This is a genomic window from Aquisalinus flavus (assembly GCF_014640095.1).
Classification (GTDB): domain Bacteria; phylum Pseudomonadota; class Alphaproteobacteria; order Caulobacterales; family Parvularculaceae; genus Aquisalinus; species Aquisalinus flavus.
Genome location: NZ_BMGH01000001.1, coordinates 463,076 through 479,334, shown reverse-complemented (window position 1 = coordinate 479,334; position 16,259 = coordinate 463,076). Strand labels below are relative to the sequence as shown.

General features: G+C 61.3%; 15 protein-coding genes and 1 riboswitch. Of the genes, 5 read left to right on the top strand and 10 right to left on the bottom strand.

Annotated elements, in window-relative coordinates; translation table 11 throughout:
• Positions 1-43: 43 nt before the first annotated feature.
• Together IEV88_RS02230 and IEV88_RS02225 are read right to left on the bottom strand one after the other, a co-directional pair.
• Positions 44-940, bottom strand: a complete 897-nt coding sequence (locus IEV88_RS02230) for a transglutaminase-like domain-containing protein (protein WP_188159661.1) — start codon at positions 938-940, stop codon at positions 44-46.
• A gap of 379 nt (positions 941-1,319) precedes the next feature.
• A complete protein-coding gene (locus tag IEV88_RS02225; protein WP_188159660.1) occupies positions 1,320-1,760 on the bottom strand; it encodes a hypothetical protein in 441 nt (146 codons plus the stop codon).
• Between the two features lie 355 nt (positions 1,761-2,115).
• Here IEV88_RS02225 and IEV88_RS15380 point away from each other — a divergent pair, with 355 nt between their 5' ends.
• Entirely contained in the window at positions 2,116-2,472 is a 357-nt protein-coding gene (locus IEV88_RS15380) for an HNH endonuclease (RefSeq protein ID WP_188160514.1), read from the top strand.
• Between the two features lie 153 nt (positions 2,473-2,625).
• On the opposite strand, the gene IEV88_RS02215 is transcribed toward IEV88_RS15380, so the two are convergent.
• From IEV88_RS02215 to IEV88_RS02205, 3 genes are all read right to left on the bottom strand, one after another.
• Positions 2,626-4,278, bottom strand: a complete 1,653-nt coding sequence (locus IEV88_RS02215) for an ATP-dependent nuclease (protein ID WP_188159659.1) — start codon at positions 4,276-4,278, stop codon at positions 2,626-2,628.
• A gap of 51 nt (positions 4,279-4,329) precedes the next feature.
• Positions 4,330-6,279: a phosphomethylpyrimidine synthase ThiC gene (thiC, locus tag IEV88_RS02210; RefSeq protein ID WP_188159658.1), complete on the bottom strand. Its 1,950-nt coding sequence runs from the start codon at positions 6,277-6,279 to the stop codon at positions 4,330-4,332.
• 27 nt (positions 6,280-6,306) lie between these two features.
• The gene (locus IEV88_RS02205) at positions 6,307-6,717 is read right to left on the bottom strand and encodes a DUF2065 domain-containing protein (RefSeq protein ID WP_188159657.1); all 411 of its coding nucleotides are present in this window, start codon (positions 6,715-6,717) and stop codon (positions 6,307-6,309) included.
• A riboswitch (TPP riboswitch) is annotated at positions 6,712-6,840 on the bottom strand. It overlaps the preceding gene by 6 nt.
• Positions 6,841-7,011: 171 nt before the next feature.
• Here IEV88_RS02205 and IEV88_RS02200 point away from each other — a divergent pair.
• The 3 genes from IEV88_RS02200 to IEV88_RS02190 all read left to right on the top strand — a co-directional run bounded on the left by IEV88_RS02200 (position 7,012) and on the right by IEV88_RS02190 (position 10,073).
• A complete protein-coding gene (locus tag IEV88_RS02200; protein WP_188159656.1) occupies positions 7,012-8,139 on the top strand; it encodes a patatin-like phospholipase family protein in 1,128 nt (375 codons plus the stop codon).
• A 156-nt stretch (positions 8,140-8,295) separates the two neighbouring features.
• Complete coding sequence (locus IEV88_RS02195; protein WP_188159655.1) at positions 8,296-9,543, top strand: DUF418 domain-containing protein; 1,248 nt, start codon at positions 8,296-8,298, stop codon at positions 9,541-9,543.
• A 131-nt stretch (positions 9,544-9,674) separates the two neighbouring features.
• Positions 9,675-10,073, top strand: a complete 399-nt coding sequence (locus IEV88_RS02190; RefSeq protein WP_188159654.1) for a hypothetical protein — start codon at positions 9,675-9,677, stop codon at positions 10,071-10,073.
• A 65-nt stretch (positions 10,074-10,138) separates the two neighbouring features.
• Here the strand turns inward: IEV88_RS02190 and IEV88_RS02185 are convergent, their stop codons facing one another.
• Together IEV88_RS02185 and IEV88_RS02180 are read right to left on the bottom strand one after the other, a co-directional pair.
• Entirely contained in the window at positions 10,139-10,489 is a 351-nt protein-coding gene (locus IEV88_RS02185; RefSeq protein WP_188159653.1) for an ArsC/Spx/MgsR family protein, read from the bottom strand.
• 15 nt (positions 10,490-10,504) lie between these two features.
• Positions 10,505-11,800 carry an adenylosuccinate synthase gene (locus tag IEV88_RS02180; protein WP_188159652.1) on the bottom strand — a complete coding sequence of 432 codons (1,296 nt, stop codon included), beginning with the start codon at positions 11,798-11,800 and terminating at the stop codon, positions 10,505-10,507.
• 205 nt (positions 11,801-12,005) lie between these two features.
• Between IEV88_RS02180 and IEV88_RS02175 the strand changes: the two genes are divergently transcribed.
• Positions 12,006-12,569 carry a hypothetical protein gene (locus tag IEV88_RS02175; protein ID WP_188159651.1) on the top strand — a complete coding sequence of 188 codons (564 nt, stop codon included), beginning with the start codon at positions 12,006-12,008 and terminating at the stop codon, positions 12,567-12,569.
• Between the two features lie 61 nt (positions 12,570-12,630).
• Here the strand turns inward: IEV88_RS02175 and serA are convergent, their stop codons facing one another.
• From serA to IEV88_RS02160, 3 genes are all read right to left on the bottom strand, one after another.
• On the bottom strand, positions 12,631-14,211 hold the full coding sequence (serA, locus tag IEV88_RS02170) for a phosphoglycerate dehydrogenase (RefSeq protein WP_188159650.1): 1,581 nt from the start codon (positions 14,209-14,211) through the stop codon (positions 12,631-12,633).
• Positions 14,212-14,415: 204 nt separating this feature from the next.
• Positions 14,416-14,991: an acyloxyacyl hydrolase gene (locus IEV88_RS02165; RefSeq protein WP_188159649.1), complete on the bottom strand. Its 576-nt coding sequence runs from the start codon at positions 14,989-14,991 to the stop codon at positions 14,416-14,418.
• Positions 14,992-15,069: 78 nt separating this feature from the next.
• Positions 15,070-16,242, bottom strand: a complete 1,173-nt coding sequence (locus tag IEV88_RS02160) for a phosphoserine transaminase (protein ID WP_188159648.1) — start codon at positions 16,240-16,242, stop codon at positions 15,070-15,072.
• Between the last annotated feature and the right edge of the window lie 17 nt (positions 16,243-16,259).

Genomic DNA, 16,259 nt, shown 5'->3' with positions numbered 1-16,259 from the left:
ACGGGGATAAGTCTGACCCCTCCCCGTCAGACCGGCTGGCCCGTCAGATCAGCCGGCCGGAGGAATTCGACACCAGCGGCGGGGCGTCGGGCAGCGAGGCAAAGCCGCCCATGGGCATGGCGGCGGCCGCGCCCGCGCCGATCTGCTCGGTCCAGACCCGGAACAGGGTGAGCTGATAATCGCCGAAGGAGGTGATCATCGCCACATTCGAGGCGTCATTGCCGCGCACCATGACGATGCGCCCGGTGCGCGGCGTGTTGTAGCGGGCATCGAATGTATACCAGCGCCCGCCGAGATAGGCCTCGAACCAGGCACAGAAATCGCCCGGCGCCCCCGCCGGCGCTATGCCGGTGTCGCCGATATAGCCGCTGGCATAGCGCGCGGGAATGTTCATCGCCCGGCACAGGGAGATCGCCAGATGGGCGAAGTCGCGGCACACGCCGGTCTTTTCGACGAAGCATTCGGACGCCGTCTTGGTCGAGCGGCCGAACTGATAGCCGAAGGTCAGATGATTGTGCACGAAATCGCAGATCGCCTGCACCCGGCCCCAGCCCTCGGGCCCGGCACCGAAGCGCGACCAGGCCTCGTCATAGAGCTTGTCGGAATCGCAATAGCGGCTCGGCAACAGGAATTGCAGGGTCTCGAACGGCAGATCCCCGACCGCGGCCTGCCACGCATCGGGCACGACCGGGTCCGGCAGGCCGTCGACCTCGGCGACGCAGTCGAGCCAGAGCCGGGTCTCGCCGGTCGGCACGATGATCTTGGTGATCCTGTTGCCGAACTGGTCGACGAAATAGTGAGACGGCACGAACGGCTCGACCTGGACCCAGTTCTGGCCGGTGATCGGCGGCTCGCCCTCCGGGTGGGTCGACAGGGCGAGGAACATGACCACGGGATTGGGGCAGCCGATGACGATCTCGTAGCCAAAGCGAATATGCAAGCGTGTGTCCTATCATGGAAAGGGCGGTGGAAGGGCGGGTGGAACGGAGAGTATGCGACACGACAACACCGATCCGCAAACGGGGTTCCGGCGGGCGGGGACGGGTTTTGTTGGCTAGCGTGGTGGGGCAATGTGGCGGTGAATGCAAGGGGGCGCGGGGTTAAGGCGGCGGATGGGGTGAGAATCGGCCCCGCCGGTCGGGTGGAGAGTTCGAGCGGATTAGTCAGCCGAGGCCTGAAAGGCATGGAATGCCTTTTCAGGCACGGCGGCCAATTGTTTTACCGGGCCGGGTTAGTCAAGGATGCGCCTCCGGCGCACCGGCGAAGCCGGGCTCCGCTCCTTGACAAACCCGCCCCGGTGAAACACCGCTCATCTCGTTTCAGGAACGCGTGAGGTGCCCCCGCTCGCGCGGACCGACGAAGCTGCGCCGTGGATGGCCGGAGAAGCGGCGGGTCAGATAGAGCGACTTGGCCGGTTCCAGCGCCTGCGGGCCGACAAGGGCGAGTTCCATCTTGTCCTTGATGTCATGGATCTCGAAGAAATAGGAATAGCCCGCCTTGACCGTAAAGCTGGTGACCGGGGTGCGGAAATCATTGTTCACCGTGCTGGCGAATTCGACATAGACCTTCTTGCGGCCCGGCATTGTCGACATCGGATAATTCGTCCGGTAATGGGAGTCGATATCGAATTTCAGCTCCCTTACCCAGTTCTTGGTGTCGATCAGGGTAACGACGATATCACTCCCCTTGAACCAGGCCCCCGGTGCGCCAATGCGCTGGAAATAGATGATTGCCGCTGAATTCTTCGCCTTGTCCACCATGCCCCTCCCCACAGAAATGACCGCGCCACTATCGACCGGAAATCCGGGGAAGGCAAGCCGGGCGGCGGGCGCCTTTTCGGCGTCCGCGACGAGCCCGGGCCGGCGGAATACCGGTCAGGTCGGATTGGGGAATTGTAGGGTGCATGGAGCCAAAGGCGTAATGCACCAAGCGATGTCGGATCGGAATGGTGCATTGCGCTGTCGCTCCATGCACCCTACGCGCGAAGCGCGATTGCCGACAAACCCAGCGCCGGCGAAATACCGGTCAGGTCGGATTGGGAAATCGTAGGGCGGGTGGAGCGAAGCGATACCCGCCGATCACACATAGCCACAGGCATCGAATGGCGGGTATCGCCTGACGGCTCCACCCGCCCTACGGCGCGACAGCGCCATTGCTGAGGGAAAATCACGATCCCGAAATGATGATGTTCGAGCGTATGCTTTCGCACGTAGCAAAGGAAACTGTGAAGCGTGCGAGGAGCCCGCGCCATTTATCACCCAAAACGACCAACCGTATCTAGAAATACATCACTTGCAAAGAGTCAGTTCTGGCGGGATGGATTCACCAAAGAACGTGGCCGCGATCTGCCCTAACTGCCATCGACGTACTGAGTACGGCGCGGACGCTGACGAATTTAATGCTTCTATAGTCAAAAAAATCGCAAATAAAGAAATGAGTCTTAAATGTGAACCGGGCACAAACGCCCAGTGAACCACCGCTCATGTCGTTTCAGGAAATTGTAGGGCGGGTGGAGCGACGCGATACCCGCCGTCCCGATTCATGCTGCCAACATCGCATGGCGGGTATCGCCTGACGGCTCCACCCGCCCTACGGGCTACCGGCGCGAAGCACCACGTTTCAGGTTTAAAGCAACATTCTTAATTCGGTGAGTAAGTCAGGGGCGGCTACAACTCCATCGGAAATCTTTCCCAATTTACTTATATCATGACCTTCACCCTCTGCCCATTTTCGAAATTCGGTCAAAAGGCTTTTGCCATTCACTTTAGACAACAATCCCCATTTGCTCCACAGATCTTCCGAACTTGGTGAACCACCAGTTTTCTCATACTTCCTATTTATTTCCCGCCTTTTATTTTTGAATGTTTCGAAAAATGCATCTTCATTTTTTTCAAATATTTCTGAAACGGCTTTTTCATATGCCGCAACATCTAATTGCAGGGCGTTACATACTATTTCCTCAGTCAAAAAGCACGATTCAATATCGGTGTATTGTGGTGCCCACGTCTTGAAACCGTACTTCTCGTAGTCAGTACTCCACTCCGTAATTTCCTCGTCAGTAAGGCAATCGCGATCTCGATGTACCATTATTTTATGGTTTGCCCCTAGATTTTTTTGCAAATCGCGAACAATACCACCGGCCCCCATTCTATCAACACCTGACAAAGGAACTATTGCAACTTTGTCAGCAAGGCCTTCATCTTGATTAACTATGCGCTGCAAATGCCCGACTTTGGCATCTTCCGTACACAGCAGTATTTGGCGATCAAGCGCGCCCCATCCAAGTGCGTTTCTGATATCATTGCTTTGAGAAGCCGCGCGAACTTTTCCCTTAGCTAGCCAAACAGTTTTTGAATCCGATGACAACCCACGCGCCACGAACGGCGAATGAGTTGTTATCAATGCTCGCGAATCGAATTCACTCACACGCTTTTCTAGAAACCGAACCAAGCGAGTCTGCAACGTGGGGTGCAAATGAGATTCTGGCTCATCAATAAGAATAACCTGTGGGCGAAATAGAACCAAATAAGAGAGAACCTGCATAACTTGAAGAAACCCTGTACCAGAAGATTCTAACGGATACTTGGCCTGAGTTCCTACCCCTCTAATCGAAGCCTCAATATGAAAATTTTTCTCTTCATCAAAACTCACGTCATATTCAATATCGGGATAAATAGTTTGGATTGCAGAACGGAGATCTTCAGTTTTGCCAAATTTGTCAATTAGAAGAAGAACGTTTCTTAGAACGACATTGCTATCTCCAGACGCAACCTTTTTGTATACGTTCCTTTTGGAAATGAAATCTTCACTCAGCGGAATACCTGCGATTCCTGGAATATAAGCCGAAAACACCTTATCTTGGCCTCTAAAAAACGGCTGGAGCTCAGGCGGAATTTTAGGTGCGATCGATATTCCCTCATTTCTTGCAGATTTTATTACAGCCTCAGCCTCGAAGAACTGAACATCTCCTTCCTGCTCTCGGCTAAATTGGAAAACAATCTTACTTTCTGGTGTATTCTTTTGATTCCCCCATTGCTCTCCATGTCCCAAACTTTTGTATTGATTGGTGGGTATGTACTCGATTTCGCTCAGCGAAATTGTCCCCGGCTTGTTGGCTTCGGGCGCTAACCTCAAGCATTGGGCGGCAAAATGAACCGATTGAAGTACAGTGGATTTCCCTGCATTGTTCGCCCCCACCAATAGAGTTGTATCTGTTAATTCTATCTCTGCAGATTCTATGTTTTTAAATTTATAAATAGAAACCTTATTTAAGCGCACACTGCCCTCCAATCGTTTACCCGCCTGCTGCCCACTTTTCTCTCAGTCCCCTCACAAACTCCTGTTCGCCTTTTTCACCGCATCCTCTTCCAGATACAGCTCACCGCCCATTTCGCGATATTTCTCTGACATCTCTTCCATGCCCTTCTCCGCCTCGTCCTTCGTGACGACGCTGCGCGCCTCCTCAGGATGAGGCTGGTTCTTGTCGGTGGGGTAGAGCATGGCTTTCTCATTGTCGCTCAGCCCGTCGGCATAGTCGCGGACGTCCTGGGTGATCTTCATGGAGCAGAATTTCGGGCCGCACATGGAACAGAAATGGGCGAGTTTGTGGGCTTCCTTGGGCAGGGTCTGGTCGTGGAAGTCTCGCGCGGTTTCCGGGTCCAGCGCCAGGTTGAACTGGTCCTCCCAGCGGAACTCGAACCGTGCGCGGGACAGGGCGTCGTCGCGCAAATGCGCCGCCGGGTGGCCCTTGGCCAGGTCCGCCGCGTGGGCGGCGAGCTTGTAGGTGATGACGCCGACCTTGACGTCGTCGCGATTGGGCAGGCCGAGATGTTCCTTGGGCGTGACATAGCACAGCATCGCCGTGCCGAACCAGCCGATCATCGCCGCGCCGATGCCGCTGGTGATGTGGTCATAGCCGGGCGCGATATCGGTCGTCAGCGGGCCGAGCGTGTAGAACGGCGCCTCGCCGCATTCGCGCAGCTGCTTGTCCATGTTGATCTTGATCTTGTGCATCGGCACATGGCCCGGCCCCTCGATCATCACCTGGCAGCCATGGTCCCACGCGACTTTGGTCAGCTCACCGAGGGTTTCCAGCTCGGCGAACTGGGCGCGGTCGTTGGCGTCCGCCGTCGAGCCGGGGCGCAGGCCGTCGCCGAGGGAGAAGGTGACGTCATAGGCGCGCATGATCTCGCAGATTTCGGGGAATTTGGTATAGAGGAAGCTCTCGCGGTGATGGGCGAGGCACCATTTGGCCATGATCGAGCCGCCGCGCGAGACGATGCCGGTGACACGATCCGCCGTCAGATGAATATAGGGCAGGCGCACGCCGGCATGGATGGTGAAATAGTCGACCCCCTGCTCGGCCTGCTCGATCAGCGTGTCGCGATAGACCTCCCAGGTCAGATCCTCGGCGACGCCGCCGACCTTCTCCAGCGCCTGATAGATCGGCACGGTGCCGATGGGCACGGGGGAGTTGCGGATGATCCATTCGCGGGTGTTGTGGATGTTGCGGCCCGTCGACAAATCCATGACATTGTCCGCGCCCCAGCGGGTCGCCCAGACCATCTTGTCGACCTCTTCCTCGACCGAGGAGGTGACGGCGGAATTGCCGATATTGGCGTTGATCTTGACCAGGAAGTTGCGGCCGATGATCTGCGGCTCCAGCTCCGGATGGTTGATGTTGGACGGGATGACGGCGCGGCCGCGGGCGACCTCGTCACGCACGAATTCCGCCGTGATGAAGGGCGGGATGGCGGCGCCGAAGGACTCGCCCTGGGCGATGGTTTTCTCGGCGTCTTCGAGCTGTTGCTTGCGGCCGAGATTTTCGCGGATGGCGATATATTCCATCTCCTTGGTGATGATGCCGGCGCGGGCAAATTCCAGCTGGGTGACGGGGCCTGTTCCCGTGCCGCGCAGGGGGCGGTTGCGGACGGGGAATTCGCGGGCGAGATATTTGCCCTGTGCCCCGCCATTGTCCTCCGGCTTGACCTCGCGGCCTTCATATTCCTCGACATGTCCGCGCTCGAGCACCCAGGCGGTGCGGGGGCGGGCGAGGCCTTTTTCGACATCGATGGTGACATCCGGGTCCGTATACGGACCGGTCGTGTCATAGACCGGCAGGGGCGGCTCGTTCGCCGACGGGTGCAGATCGATCTCGCGGATCGGCACGCGCAGATCGGCAAAGCGGTCTGACCGGACATAAACCTTGCGCGAGGCCGGCAGCGGCCCGGTGGTGACCTGCGGGGTCTGGAATTCGGACTGGTCGATGTGCTTGTTCATGGAAGGTCTCCTTTCAAGGAAAGTGAGTTACAGCCCCGCCCGGCCGATCAGGCCGCCCAGCAGAAGGAAGGCGCCGATCAGGATCGAGACGACAGCGAAGACTTTGGAGATGCCAGGGCGGGCGAGCGAGGTGCCGAAGCGCACCAGCGGGTCGGGAAAGGCGATCAGCACCAGCCCCTCGATCAGCGCGGCCCAGCCGACCAGCGTCACCATGACGGCGAGCGGCGAGGACCAGATAGTGTGGGCGATGATGATGGCGGTGCCGATGGCGAAGGCGACGACGCCGGTGACATAGGTCAGCGCGCTCTCCGGGCCGAAATCGGCCATCCAGCGCTGCCAGCGGCCATGGCTGACGAGGCCGGACAGGCCGGCGGCGACCATGTAGAGGCCAAGCGCCTTGGCAAGATGCAGGGTGAGGACGGTGGTGGTCTCGAACATTTCTGGCTCCTTCCCTACGCCGGCCTCTCGCGCGTTGCCGCACTGAGTTACCCGGATCAGGTTCAAAGGGTACGATCTCAGCCCCGGCCGCCTTATTACGGCGGGGCGCCCCTAGGCACTACCGTGAGTCATAGAGGATGTGCCCCCTTTCGTCAAAGGGCTGGTCAAAGAGCGATTTTGCCGCGCGGCTGGGAGGGCGCGCAGCCATTCTTCCCTGTTCGCCGTGCCTGATCGCCGGGACTGGAAAGCGCTCCGAAATCAGGGCATTACTGGTGGCAAAGGGCTGGCACAGAGATGAACCCACAGACAGACAAGACAGCGCTGATCCTGACCGGCGGCGGCGCGCGCGGGGCGTATCAGGTCGGCGTTTTGTGCGCGCTGGGCGAGGCGCTGGGCGCGAAGGAGCGCCCGTTCGACGTGATCACCGGGGTCTCGGTCGGGGCGATCAACGCCGCCTGCCTGACCGCCGGGGCGGACGATATCGGCACGGCGATCCGCAAGATGGGCGATCTGTGGGCCGGGCTGCACACGCAGAATATCTATCGCGCCGATGTCGCGACGATGGCGCGGACCATCCTTGCCTATGGCGGCTCGGCGCTGTTCGGCTGGGCCGGGATCAGGCCGCCCAAGTCGATCCTCGACAACGAGCCGCTGGGCGAATTGCTGGCGCGCGAGGTCGATTTCACCCGGCTGGCGCGGATGGTCGAGGGGCCGACGCTGGACGCGCTGGCAATCACCGCGTCATCCTATGAGGATGGCACGTCGGTCTCGTTCTATCACGGCTCCACGCCGGCACGGCCCTGGCAGCGCTCGCGCAGGGTCGGCATTACCGGGAAGATCACGGCGGAGCACATCATGGCGTCGGCCGCCCTGCCCTTCGTGTTTCCATCGGTGAAGATCGGCGGCGAGTATTACGGCGACGGCGCCCTGCGCCAGATCGCGCCGCTGTCGCCCGCGATCCATCTCGGCTGCAACAAGCTGTTCCTGATCGGCGCGCGCGATGCCGAGATCGGCGGCGAGCCGGAGAATGCGCCGGCCTATCCCTCGCCCGGTGTCATTGCCGGCCAGCTGCTCGATATCGTGTTCAACGACAATCTGGAAGCTGACGTCGAGCGGCTGAAGCGGATCAATTCGACGCTCGATTCGATGATGCCGGAACGCCGTGCCCTGACGGATCTGCGCCATGTCGAGGTGATGATGCTGCAGCCCTCCGAAGACGTACGCAAGATCGCGGCGCGGCATGTCGCGGAATTGCCCTGGTCGGTCAAGGCGCTGCTCAGGGCGCTGGGGGCGTGGAAGGCGCCATGGGTGCTGCCCTCCTATCTGATGTTCGAGCCCGGCTATGTCTGCGCCCTGATGGATCTTGGCCGCAAGGACGCGACGGCGCGGATGGATGAAATCAGGGACTTCCTGCGCTGTTGATACCGCCCTGGCGCCCAGGCAGGCAGCGCGCCGATCGCGTCGAGATCGCCTGACTTTCCTTGCCTGCCCGGGCCTGCCCGGCCATCTTGCGCCGCCCGGCAATATGCCGGAACATGCATCCAGAGGGATTGAACGGAAAGTCAGGGGAGAATGATCATGGCAACGGCAGACGCACCGGTCCGCGAGGGCGAACGGCTCGACTATCTGGATGTGCTGCGGGGCTTTGCCGTGCTCGCCATCTTCGCGGTGAACATCAAGGCCATGGCGGCACCCTTCGCCTATTACCTGAACGCGACGCTGTGGCCGGGCGAATACGACCTGCTGGTCGCGGAGGTCCAGGCTTTCCTGATCGACAACAAGTGGCGCACGAACTTCACCGCCCTGTTCGGCGCCGGGCTGGTGCTGATCAGCATGAAAGCCGACGCCGCCGGGGCAAAGGGTACGGGACGCATCCTGTTGCGCAACAGCTGGCTGTTGCTGTTCGGGGTGGCCCACCTGTTGCTGATCTGGTCGGGAGACATCCTGACGGTCTATGCCCTGACCGGTTTCATCGCGATCTGGTTCCGCAACCTGTCCGGACGGACGCTGGGCTGGTGCACGCTCGGGATCATGACCGCCGCACTGGCCTGGACCAGCCTGTTCGGGGTCGGTCCGGCCTTCGTCCCGGAACTGGGCGCCGAGGTTTCCGCCATCATGTGGGGGTCCGACCCGGCCGTCCTCGACGCAGAGACCGCAGCCTATCTGGGCGGTGTCGGCGGGCATATCCAGTCGCGGCTGCAATCGGCATTCGATTACCTGGTCATGTATGGCCTCGTGGGCGGCCAGTTCCTGCTGACGCTGTCGATCATGCTGGCGGGTATGTGGCTGTTCAAGATCGGCTTCTATCGGGGCGCGTGGTCCGGCGGGAATTACCTGCTGCTGGCAATCATCGGCCTCGCCCTCGCCTGGGGGCTGGAAGCGCTCCATGCCAATGCCATGGCCACTTCCGGCTGGTCGTTCGAGGCCTTCAGCCTGTATACGCCCGTCGCCACGATCGCCGGTCTCGTCGGCGCCTTCGGCTATGCCGCACTGGTCGGATTCATGCTGAAGATCGGGCTGAAACTGCGCCCTGTCGCGGCGACCGGCCGGATGGCGTTCAGCAATTACATCGCCTGCTCGCTGATCGGCACGACGATTTTCTATGGCCATGCCGGCGGGCTGTATGGGCAGGTGACGAACCTGCAGCTGATGGGCATCGTCGCCGCGGTGTGGCTGGCAATCCTGATCTGGTCGCCGATCTGGCTGAAATACTTCTATTTCGGGCCGCTGGAATGGCTGTGGCGGTCCCTGACCTATTGGCAAGTGCAGCCGTTCCGCCGCAAGGACCGCCCGGCACCGGCGACGGAGAGCCCGGAGCCGGCCTGATCCGGGCTGACTGCTGACAGGGCCGGCCTCCTGACGCTGACCTCAAGGCCTGCTCACGCCGATGTCAGGGAACAACAACCGGCATGTGGCCGTTTCCTTCATGCATCCGCAACTTGCAAGGAGGAAAGACCATGAAATTCATTGCAGCAGCCAGCGCCGCCGCCATTGCCCTGTCGGGCGCCACCGCCTTTGCCGACGATCACGGCGGCGACAAGGACATGAGCGTCGAGGACAAATTTGCCAAGATGGACACGGATTCCAATGGCATTGTCACGGAGGCGGAATTCCTGACATCGTTCGAGGAAAAAGTCGCCATGAAGCAGGAAGAAGGCAAGTGGACCGACTGGACCGATGAGGACATCACCGAGAAGTCTACCGACTATTTCAACAAGATGGGCGGCGAAGACGGTGCCCTGACTCTTGAAGAGGCGAAGGAGTATTACGCCATGAAGGAAGAGAAGAAGGACGACAAGGCCATGAAAGATGGGGATTGGGGTGACAAGAAGGAAAAAGAGGACAGGGACTGGTAAGTCCGTTCCCGCCACATGACTCTCCGACACGGCCACCCGCGACAAGCGGGTGGCTTTTTTTGTGGCTACAGCAGTGCCTGTTTCGAGGTCGGGGTCCAGCCGACGAAGACTTCGTCGCCGGTCTCGACCACGGGGCGCTTGATCAGAGTCGGATGCTCTGCGAGCAGGCTGGCGGCGTCACCCTTAGCGCCATTGCCCATGGCCTGTTGCTTCTGTTCTTCGGTCAAGCCGCGCCAGGTGGTCGAGCGGCGGTTGACCAGCGCCTCGGCACCGACAGCTTTCAGCCAGCGCGTGATCCGCGCCTTGCTCACCGCCCCGCCGCGCATGTCGATGATTTCCAGCTCGCGCCCGGAGGCGGCGAGATCCTTCATCGCCTTGCGGCAGGTGTCGCAGTTCTTCAGGCCATATACTTTCATGAGAGGGTACTCCTCCTATTCGTCCTTGTAGGGATCACGCATCAGGATGACGTCCTCGCGCTCCGGCGAGGTGGAGACGAGGGCGACCGGCGTGTCGATCAGCTCCTCGATGCGGCGGACATATTTGACCGCCTCGGCCGGCAGGTCGGCCCAGGACCGCGCCCCGGCGGTCGAGCCGTGCCAGCCTTCCATGTCCTCATAGATCGGCGTGACGGTGCGCTGGGCATCCATGCCCGCTGGTAAGTAATCGACGCGCTTGCCGTCGACCTCGTAGCCGATGCAGACCTTCAGCGTGTCGAAGCCGTCGAGGACATCCAGCTTGGTCAGGGCGATGCCGTGGACGCCGGAGAGCTTGAGCGTCTGCTTGACTAGGGCCGCGTCGAACCAGCCGCACCGTCTTTTTCGCCCGGTATTGGTGCCGAATTCACGGCCGCGCTCGCCGAGGCGCTGGCCGACAGGACCGGTATCTTCCGTCGGGAACGGGCCCTCGCCGACGCGGGTGGTATAGGCCTTGACGATGCCGAGTACATAGCCGACGGCGGACGGGCCGATGCCGGACCCCGCAGCGGCCTGGCCGGCGACGGTATTGGAGGAGGTGACGAAAGGATAGGTGCCGTGGTCGACATCGAGCAGGATGCCCTGGGCACCCTCGAACAGGACGCGTTTGCCGGCTTCGCGCTGCTCATGCAGGATCTTCCAGGCAGGCCCGGCGAAAGGCAGGATCTTCGGCGCGATCTCCTGCAGCTGCGCGACGAGGTCGTCAGCGTCAATCTCGGTCTCGCCGAGGCCGCGGCGGATGGCGTTGTGATGGGTCAACAGGCGCGCGACCTTGTCGGCCAGCGTGTCCGGATAGGCGAGATCGACGAGGCGAATGGCGCGGCGGCCGACCTTATCCTCGTAGGCCGGGCCGATGCCGCGCTTGGTCGTGCCGATCTTGCCGTCGCCGGCGGCGTTCTCGCGCAGGGCATCGAGCTCGCCATGGAGCGGCAGGATGAGGCAGGCATTCTCGGCGATGACGAGGTTTTCCGGGCTGATGGCGACGCCCTGCCCGCGCAGGCGGTCCATCTCGTCGGCCAGCGCCCACGGATCGACAACGACGCCATTGCCGATCATCGACAGCTTGCCCGGGCGCACGATGCCGGACGGCAGCAGCGCCAGCTTGTAGACCTTGCCGTCGATGACGAGGGTGTGCCCGGCATTGTGCCCGCCCTGGAAACGCACCACCACGTCGGCGCGGGCCGACAGCCAGTCCACCAGCTTGCCCTTGCCCTCATCGCCCCACTGGGCACCGATTACCGCAACATCTGCCATGTCATTTTTCCTGTCACAGGCTTGTCAAAAATCGCGCGGACAATGGACGCTAACGGGGCGAAGGGCAAGCGCAACAGGCCGCTTTGCCGGGGTATTTTCACCCCTTATTTCCTTGCCGGGAATTAAATCTGGCCGGGGCCGGTGCGGCCATGAATCCGGCACAATCGGGCAGCACCAAGGGCAGGCAGCATTACCGGAGACTGACATGGGAAACCGTTCGATTCGCCCCCTCACCCTTGCCGCTATCGCCATGGGCGCCCTCGGGCTCGCCGGTCTTGGCGGCTGCAAGATGGGCGGCGGTAATAGCGGGCCACGGGTGAGCGTTGCGGCGAGCCAAGCGCAGACGGTGTCGAGCTATTTCTCGATCTATGCCCATGGCCCGACCAGGGTGATGGTTCCGGTCGAGGGGCAAAAGGCGGCGCTGCTGCTGGACTTTCCCAATGAGAGCAAGACGATCTCGGGCACCGGCAGGCTTCATGTGTTTGCCGAGACCGCCAGCGAGGACATGATCGAGGCGTGGTGGAACAACCAGTATTCCGATGCCCTCTTCCCCGATGCAGCCGAGCCGGTGGAAACGATCTCACTCGGCGGGAAGCTGGAAATCGTCTCCGCCGAGATGACCGGCACGGAGCGCCCGCGTGAGGACCAGTCATACGACGTGATGGCGGTGACCTATCGCATCGCCGATGTGCCCGCCGACCGGTTCACGCTGGAAGGCTTCGAGGGCGAGACCACCGTATACGTCATGATGGAAGGCAAACGGCCGTAGTGTCCTAAACAAAAAAGGGCCACTCACCGGAGCGGCCCTTTGGATTGAAGAGTAAGTCGTCCTAGAAGCTGAGCGCCTTGGCCTGTTTGACGTGCTTGATGGCGCGGACGGCCTCCAGCACGTCCGGCGTGACCTCGGAGTCCACGGCGAGCAGCGCGATGGCGTCGCCGCCTGCCGTGCCGCGGCCGAGATTGAAGGTCGCGATGTTGATGCCGTGCTCGCCAAGGGTCGAACCGAGAGCGCCGATAAAGCCCGGCTTGTCTTCATTGGTCACATAGAGCATGTGCTCGGAGAAGGTCGCCTCCATCTCGACGCCCTTGATCTCGACGACGCGGGGGATGCCGCCGAAGATCGTGCCGGTGACGGTGCGGGTGAAGCGCTCGGTCGTCACCTTCAACTGGATCGTCGCATTGAAGTTGCGGGCCTTCTCGGTCACCGTCTCGGTGATCTCGATGCCGCGCTCCGACGCGATGGTCGGTGCGTTGACGATGTTCACCCCCTGCAGCATCGGCTTGAGGATCGCGGCGATGGCGGCCTGGGTCAGCGGCTTGCGGTTGAGCTTCGACACGGAGCCGGCATAGATGATCTCGATCGCCTTCACGCCGGTCTCGGTCAGCTGGCCGGCGAAGGAGCCGAGATCTTCGGCCAGCGCCAGATAGGGGCGCAGCTTCGGCGCTTCCTCGGCGGTGACGGAGGGCATGTTCAGCGCATTGGTGATGGCGCCGGTCAAGAGGTAGTCAGCCATCTGCTCGGCAACCTGGAGGGCGACATTTTCCTGTGCCTCGGTCGTCGCCGCGCCCAGATGGGGTGTACAGACGACATTCTTGTGGCCGAAGAGCGGGTGCTCGGTCGCGGGTTCAGTGGCGAACACGTCGAGGGCTGCCGCCGCGACATGACCTGAATCGAGCGCCTCCTTCAGGGCGTCCTCGTCGACAAGACCGCCGCGGGCGCAATTGATGATGCGCACGCCCTTTTTGGTCTTGCCCAGGCTTTCCTTCGACAGGATGTTTTTCGTCTGCTCCGTCAGCGGCGTGTGGATGGTGATGAAATCGGCGCGGGCGAGCAGCTCGTCGAGATCGACTTTTTCAACGCCCAGCTCCACCGCACGGTCCGGCGTGAGATAGGGGTCGAAAGCGGCGACCTTCATCTTCAGGCCGAGCGCGCGGGAGGCGACGATAGACCCGATATTGCCGCAGCCGATGAGGCCGAGGGTCTTGCCGTATACTTCGGTTCCCATGAAGGCGGATTTCTCCCACTTGCCCTGATGGGTCGAGGCGTTGGCCTGCGGGATCTGGCGGGCGATGGCGAACATCATGGCGATGGCATGTTCGGCTGTGGTGATGGCATTGCCGAACGGCGTGTTCATGACGACGACACCGGCATTGGTGGCGGCGTCGAGGTCGATATTGTCGACGCCGATACCGGCGCGGCCGATGACTTTCAGCCTGGGCGCGGCGGCGATGACATCGGCGGTCGCCTTCGTGGCGGAACGCACCGCAAGGCCATCGGCATCGGCGATGGCTTCGAGCAGCGCCGCCTTGTCCTTGCCGAGATCGGGTTCATAGACGACGTCGAGGCCGCGATCCCTGAAGATCTGGACGGCGGTCGGCGACAGCTTGTCGGAGATGAGAATCTTGGGCATGGGGTATTACTCCTTGTCAGGATGAGTTCAGTTAAATCGTATGGGGATGGTCGGGCGCAAGCACGCCCCTGCCTCGTCCTTCGTGGGCCGGCAAGCCGGCCTCCTCAGGATGAGGCACTTTCTGAGTTACAGACACGTCCTCATCCTGAGGTGCCCGCGCAGCGGGCCTCGAAGGATCAGGTCGCAATGCGAAAAGGCAAAAACCTAGTCGAACTTGTAGCCGAACTTGATGCCGATATTCTCGACACCCTCGTTCTTGTCGGAATCGCCGAAGATCTGGCCATGCGACAGGTGTTCGAAGAACAGCTGCACATCCCATTCCTCGGTCACTGCCATGCCGAGACCGGAGACGAAGTGGAACTGGGTTTCCGAGCCAAAGGTGATCTCCGTATCGAGCACGCGCTGACGCTCGACCGGCTGGTCCGGCGGCGGCAGGTCGGTGCGGCCGTCCTGATAGACGATGCCGGTGTCGATTTCCCAGAAATAGGCGGTATCCCAGAAATTCTTCTTCCACAGCACGCCGCCGCCGACGAAGTTCGTCTCCTGATCGGAGTTGATCGACGCGATCACGTAAGGACGCGGGCTGGCGAGGATGCGCAGGAAGTCCGGCGAGTTCCAGACATATTGCGGCTGGAAGTTGACCCCGCTCTCGCGCCGGTCGTCCATATTGACCTCGAAATCGTGCATGGCCATGCCGAGACGCAGCTCGCCCGCCGAGGCTGTGCCGCCCAGAGCGATCGCCGCCGCTGCGCCAGCCAGTGAAAGTGTCAGTTTCTTCATGGAATACCCCTCTGGTGTGTCCCTCGTCTCTTTTGTTAACCATTTTCGGGCGGGGCGGCAACGCGATTCGCGCAGCCACTAGGCCACCTCTGCGAGAGCCTGGGAAAAAGCCCAGTCCAGCCAGGGGGTCAGCGCCTCTATATCAGCCGTATCAACGGTCGAGCCGCACCAGATGCGAAGGCCCGCCGGGGCGTCGCGATAGCCGTTGATGTCGTAGGCGGCACCTTCGGCATCGAGCAGCTGATCCATTTTCTTGGTGAAGGCGCGCTGGGCGTCATCATCGAGGGCGGTGACCGCCGGATCGACGATCTTCAGCGTGACGGAGGTGTTGGAGCGGGTCGCTTCGTCGGCGCACAGGAACGCGACCCAATCGGTCCTCGCGACCCAATTCGCCAGGGCAGCGAGGTTTGCGTCGGCGCGGGCCTTCAGCGCCTGCAGGCCGCCGAGCCCCCCGGCCCAGTCGAGCGCGTCGATGTAATCCTCGACGCAGAGCATGGACGGGGTGTTGATCGTCTCTCCTGCAAAGATGCCGTCGATCAGCTTGCCGCCCTTGGTCAGGCGGAAGATTTTCGGCATCGGCCAGGCAGGCGTATGGCTTTCCAGCCGTTCCACGGCGCGGGGCGAGAGAATCAGCATGCCATGAGCCGCCTCGCCGCCCATCACTTTCTGCCAGGAGTACGTGACGACATCGAGCTTATCCCAGTCGAGATCCTGCGCGAATACGGCGGAGGTGGCATCGCAGATGGTGAGCCCGTCCCGCGCGGCGCTGATCCAGTCGCCATTGGGGACGCGCACGCCGGAAGTGGTGCCGTTCCAGGTGAAGACGATGTCGTGGGTCTGGTCGACCTCGGAAAGATCGGGAATGTCGCCGTAATCGGCGGTCATCACGACCGGCTCGATCTTGAGCTGCTTGACCGCGTCGGTGACCCAGCCCTGGCCGAAACTTTCCCAGGCGAGGACGGTGACCGGTTTCGGCCCGAGCAGCGACCACATCGCCATCTCGACCGCGCCGGTGTCCGATGCCGGGACGATGCCGATGCGGTAATCGTCGGGCACGCCGAGCAGCGCCCGAGTCTTGTCGATCGCCGCCTTCAGCCGGGCCTTGCCGGGCTTTGAGCGGTGCGAGCGGCCGAGCAGCGCGCTTTGCAAATTTTCAAGGGAATAGCCCGGGCGCTTGGCGCAGGGGCCGGAAGAAAAATAAGGGCGCGACGGTTTGGCAGTCGGCATCCCTTGGGGCATTTGGTCTGTCATGTTGTACTCCTATCCTC

Bases quoted from the DNA above. Each gene is read 5' to 3' on its own strand.
- IEV88_RS02225 (WP_188159660.1), bottom strand. From the start codon at position 1,760: ATGGTGGACAAGGCGAAGAATTCAGCGGCAATCATCTATTTCCAGCGC.
- thiC (WP_188159658.1), bottom strand. From the start codon at position 6,279: ATGAACAAGCACATCGACCAGTCCGAATTCCAGACCCCGCAGGTCACC.
- IEV88_RS02205 (WP_188159657.1), bottom strand. From the start codon at position 6,717: ATGTTCGAGACCACCACCGTCCTCACCCTGCATCTTGCCAAGGCGCTT.
- IEV88_RS02200 (WP_188159656.1), top strand. From the start codon at position 7,012: ATGAACCCACAGACAGACAAGACAGCGCTGATCCTGACCGGCGGCGGC.
- IEV88_RS02195 (WP_188159655.1), top strand. From the start codon at position 8,296: ATGGCAACGGCAGACGCACCGGTCCGCGAGGGCGAACGGCTCGACTAT.
- IEV88_RS02190 (WP_188159654.1), top strand. From the start codon at position 9,675: ATGAAATTCATTGCAGCAGCCAGCGCCGCCGCCATTGCCCTGTCGGGC.
- IEV88_RS02185 (WP_188159653.1), bottom strand. From the start codon at position 10,489: ATGAAAGTATATGGCCTGAAGAACTGCGACACCTGCCGCAAGGCGATG.
- IEV88_RS02180 (WP_188159652.1), bottom strand. From the start codon at position 11,800: ATGGCAGATGTTGCGGTAATCGGTGCCCAGTGGGGCGATGAGGGCAAG.
- IEV88_RS02175 (WP_188159651.1), top strand. From the start codon at position 12,006: ATGGGAAACCGTTCGATTCGCCCCCTCACCCTTGCCGCTATCGCCATG.
- serA (WP_188159650.1), bottom strand. From the start codon at position 14,211: ATGCCCAAGATTCTCATCTCCGACAAGCTGTCGCCGACCGCCGTCCAG.
- IEV88_RS02165 (WP_188159649.1), bottom strand. From the start codon at position 14,991: ATGAAGAAACTGACACTTTCACTGGCTGGCGCAGCGGCGGCGATCGCT.
- IEV88_RS02160 (WP_188159648.1), bottom strand. From the start codon at position 16,242: ATGACAGACCAAATGCCCCAAGGGATGCCGACTGCCAAACCGTCGCGC.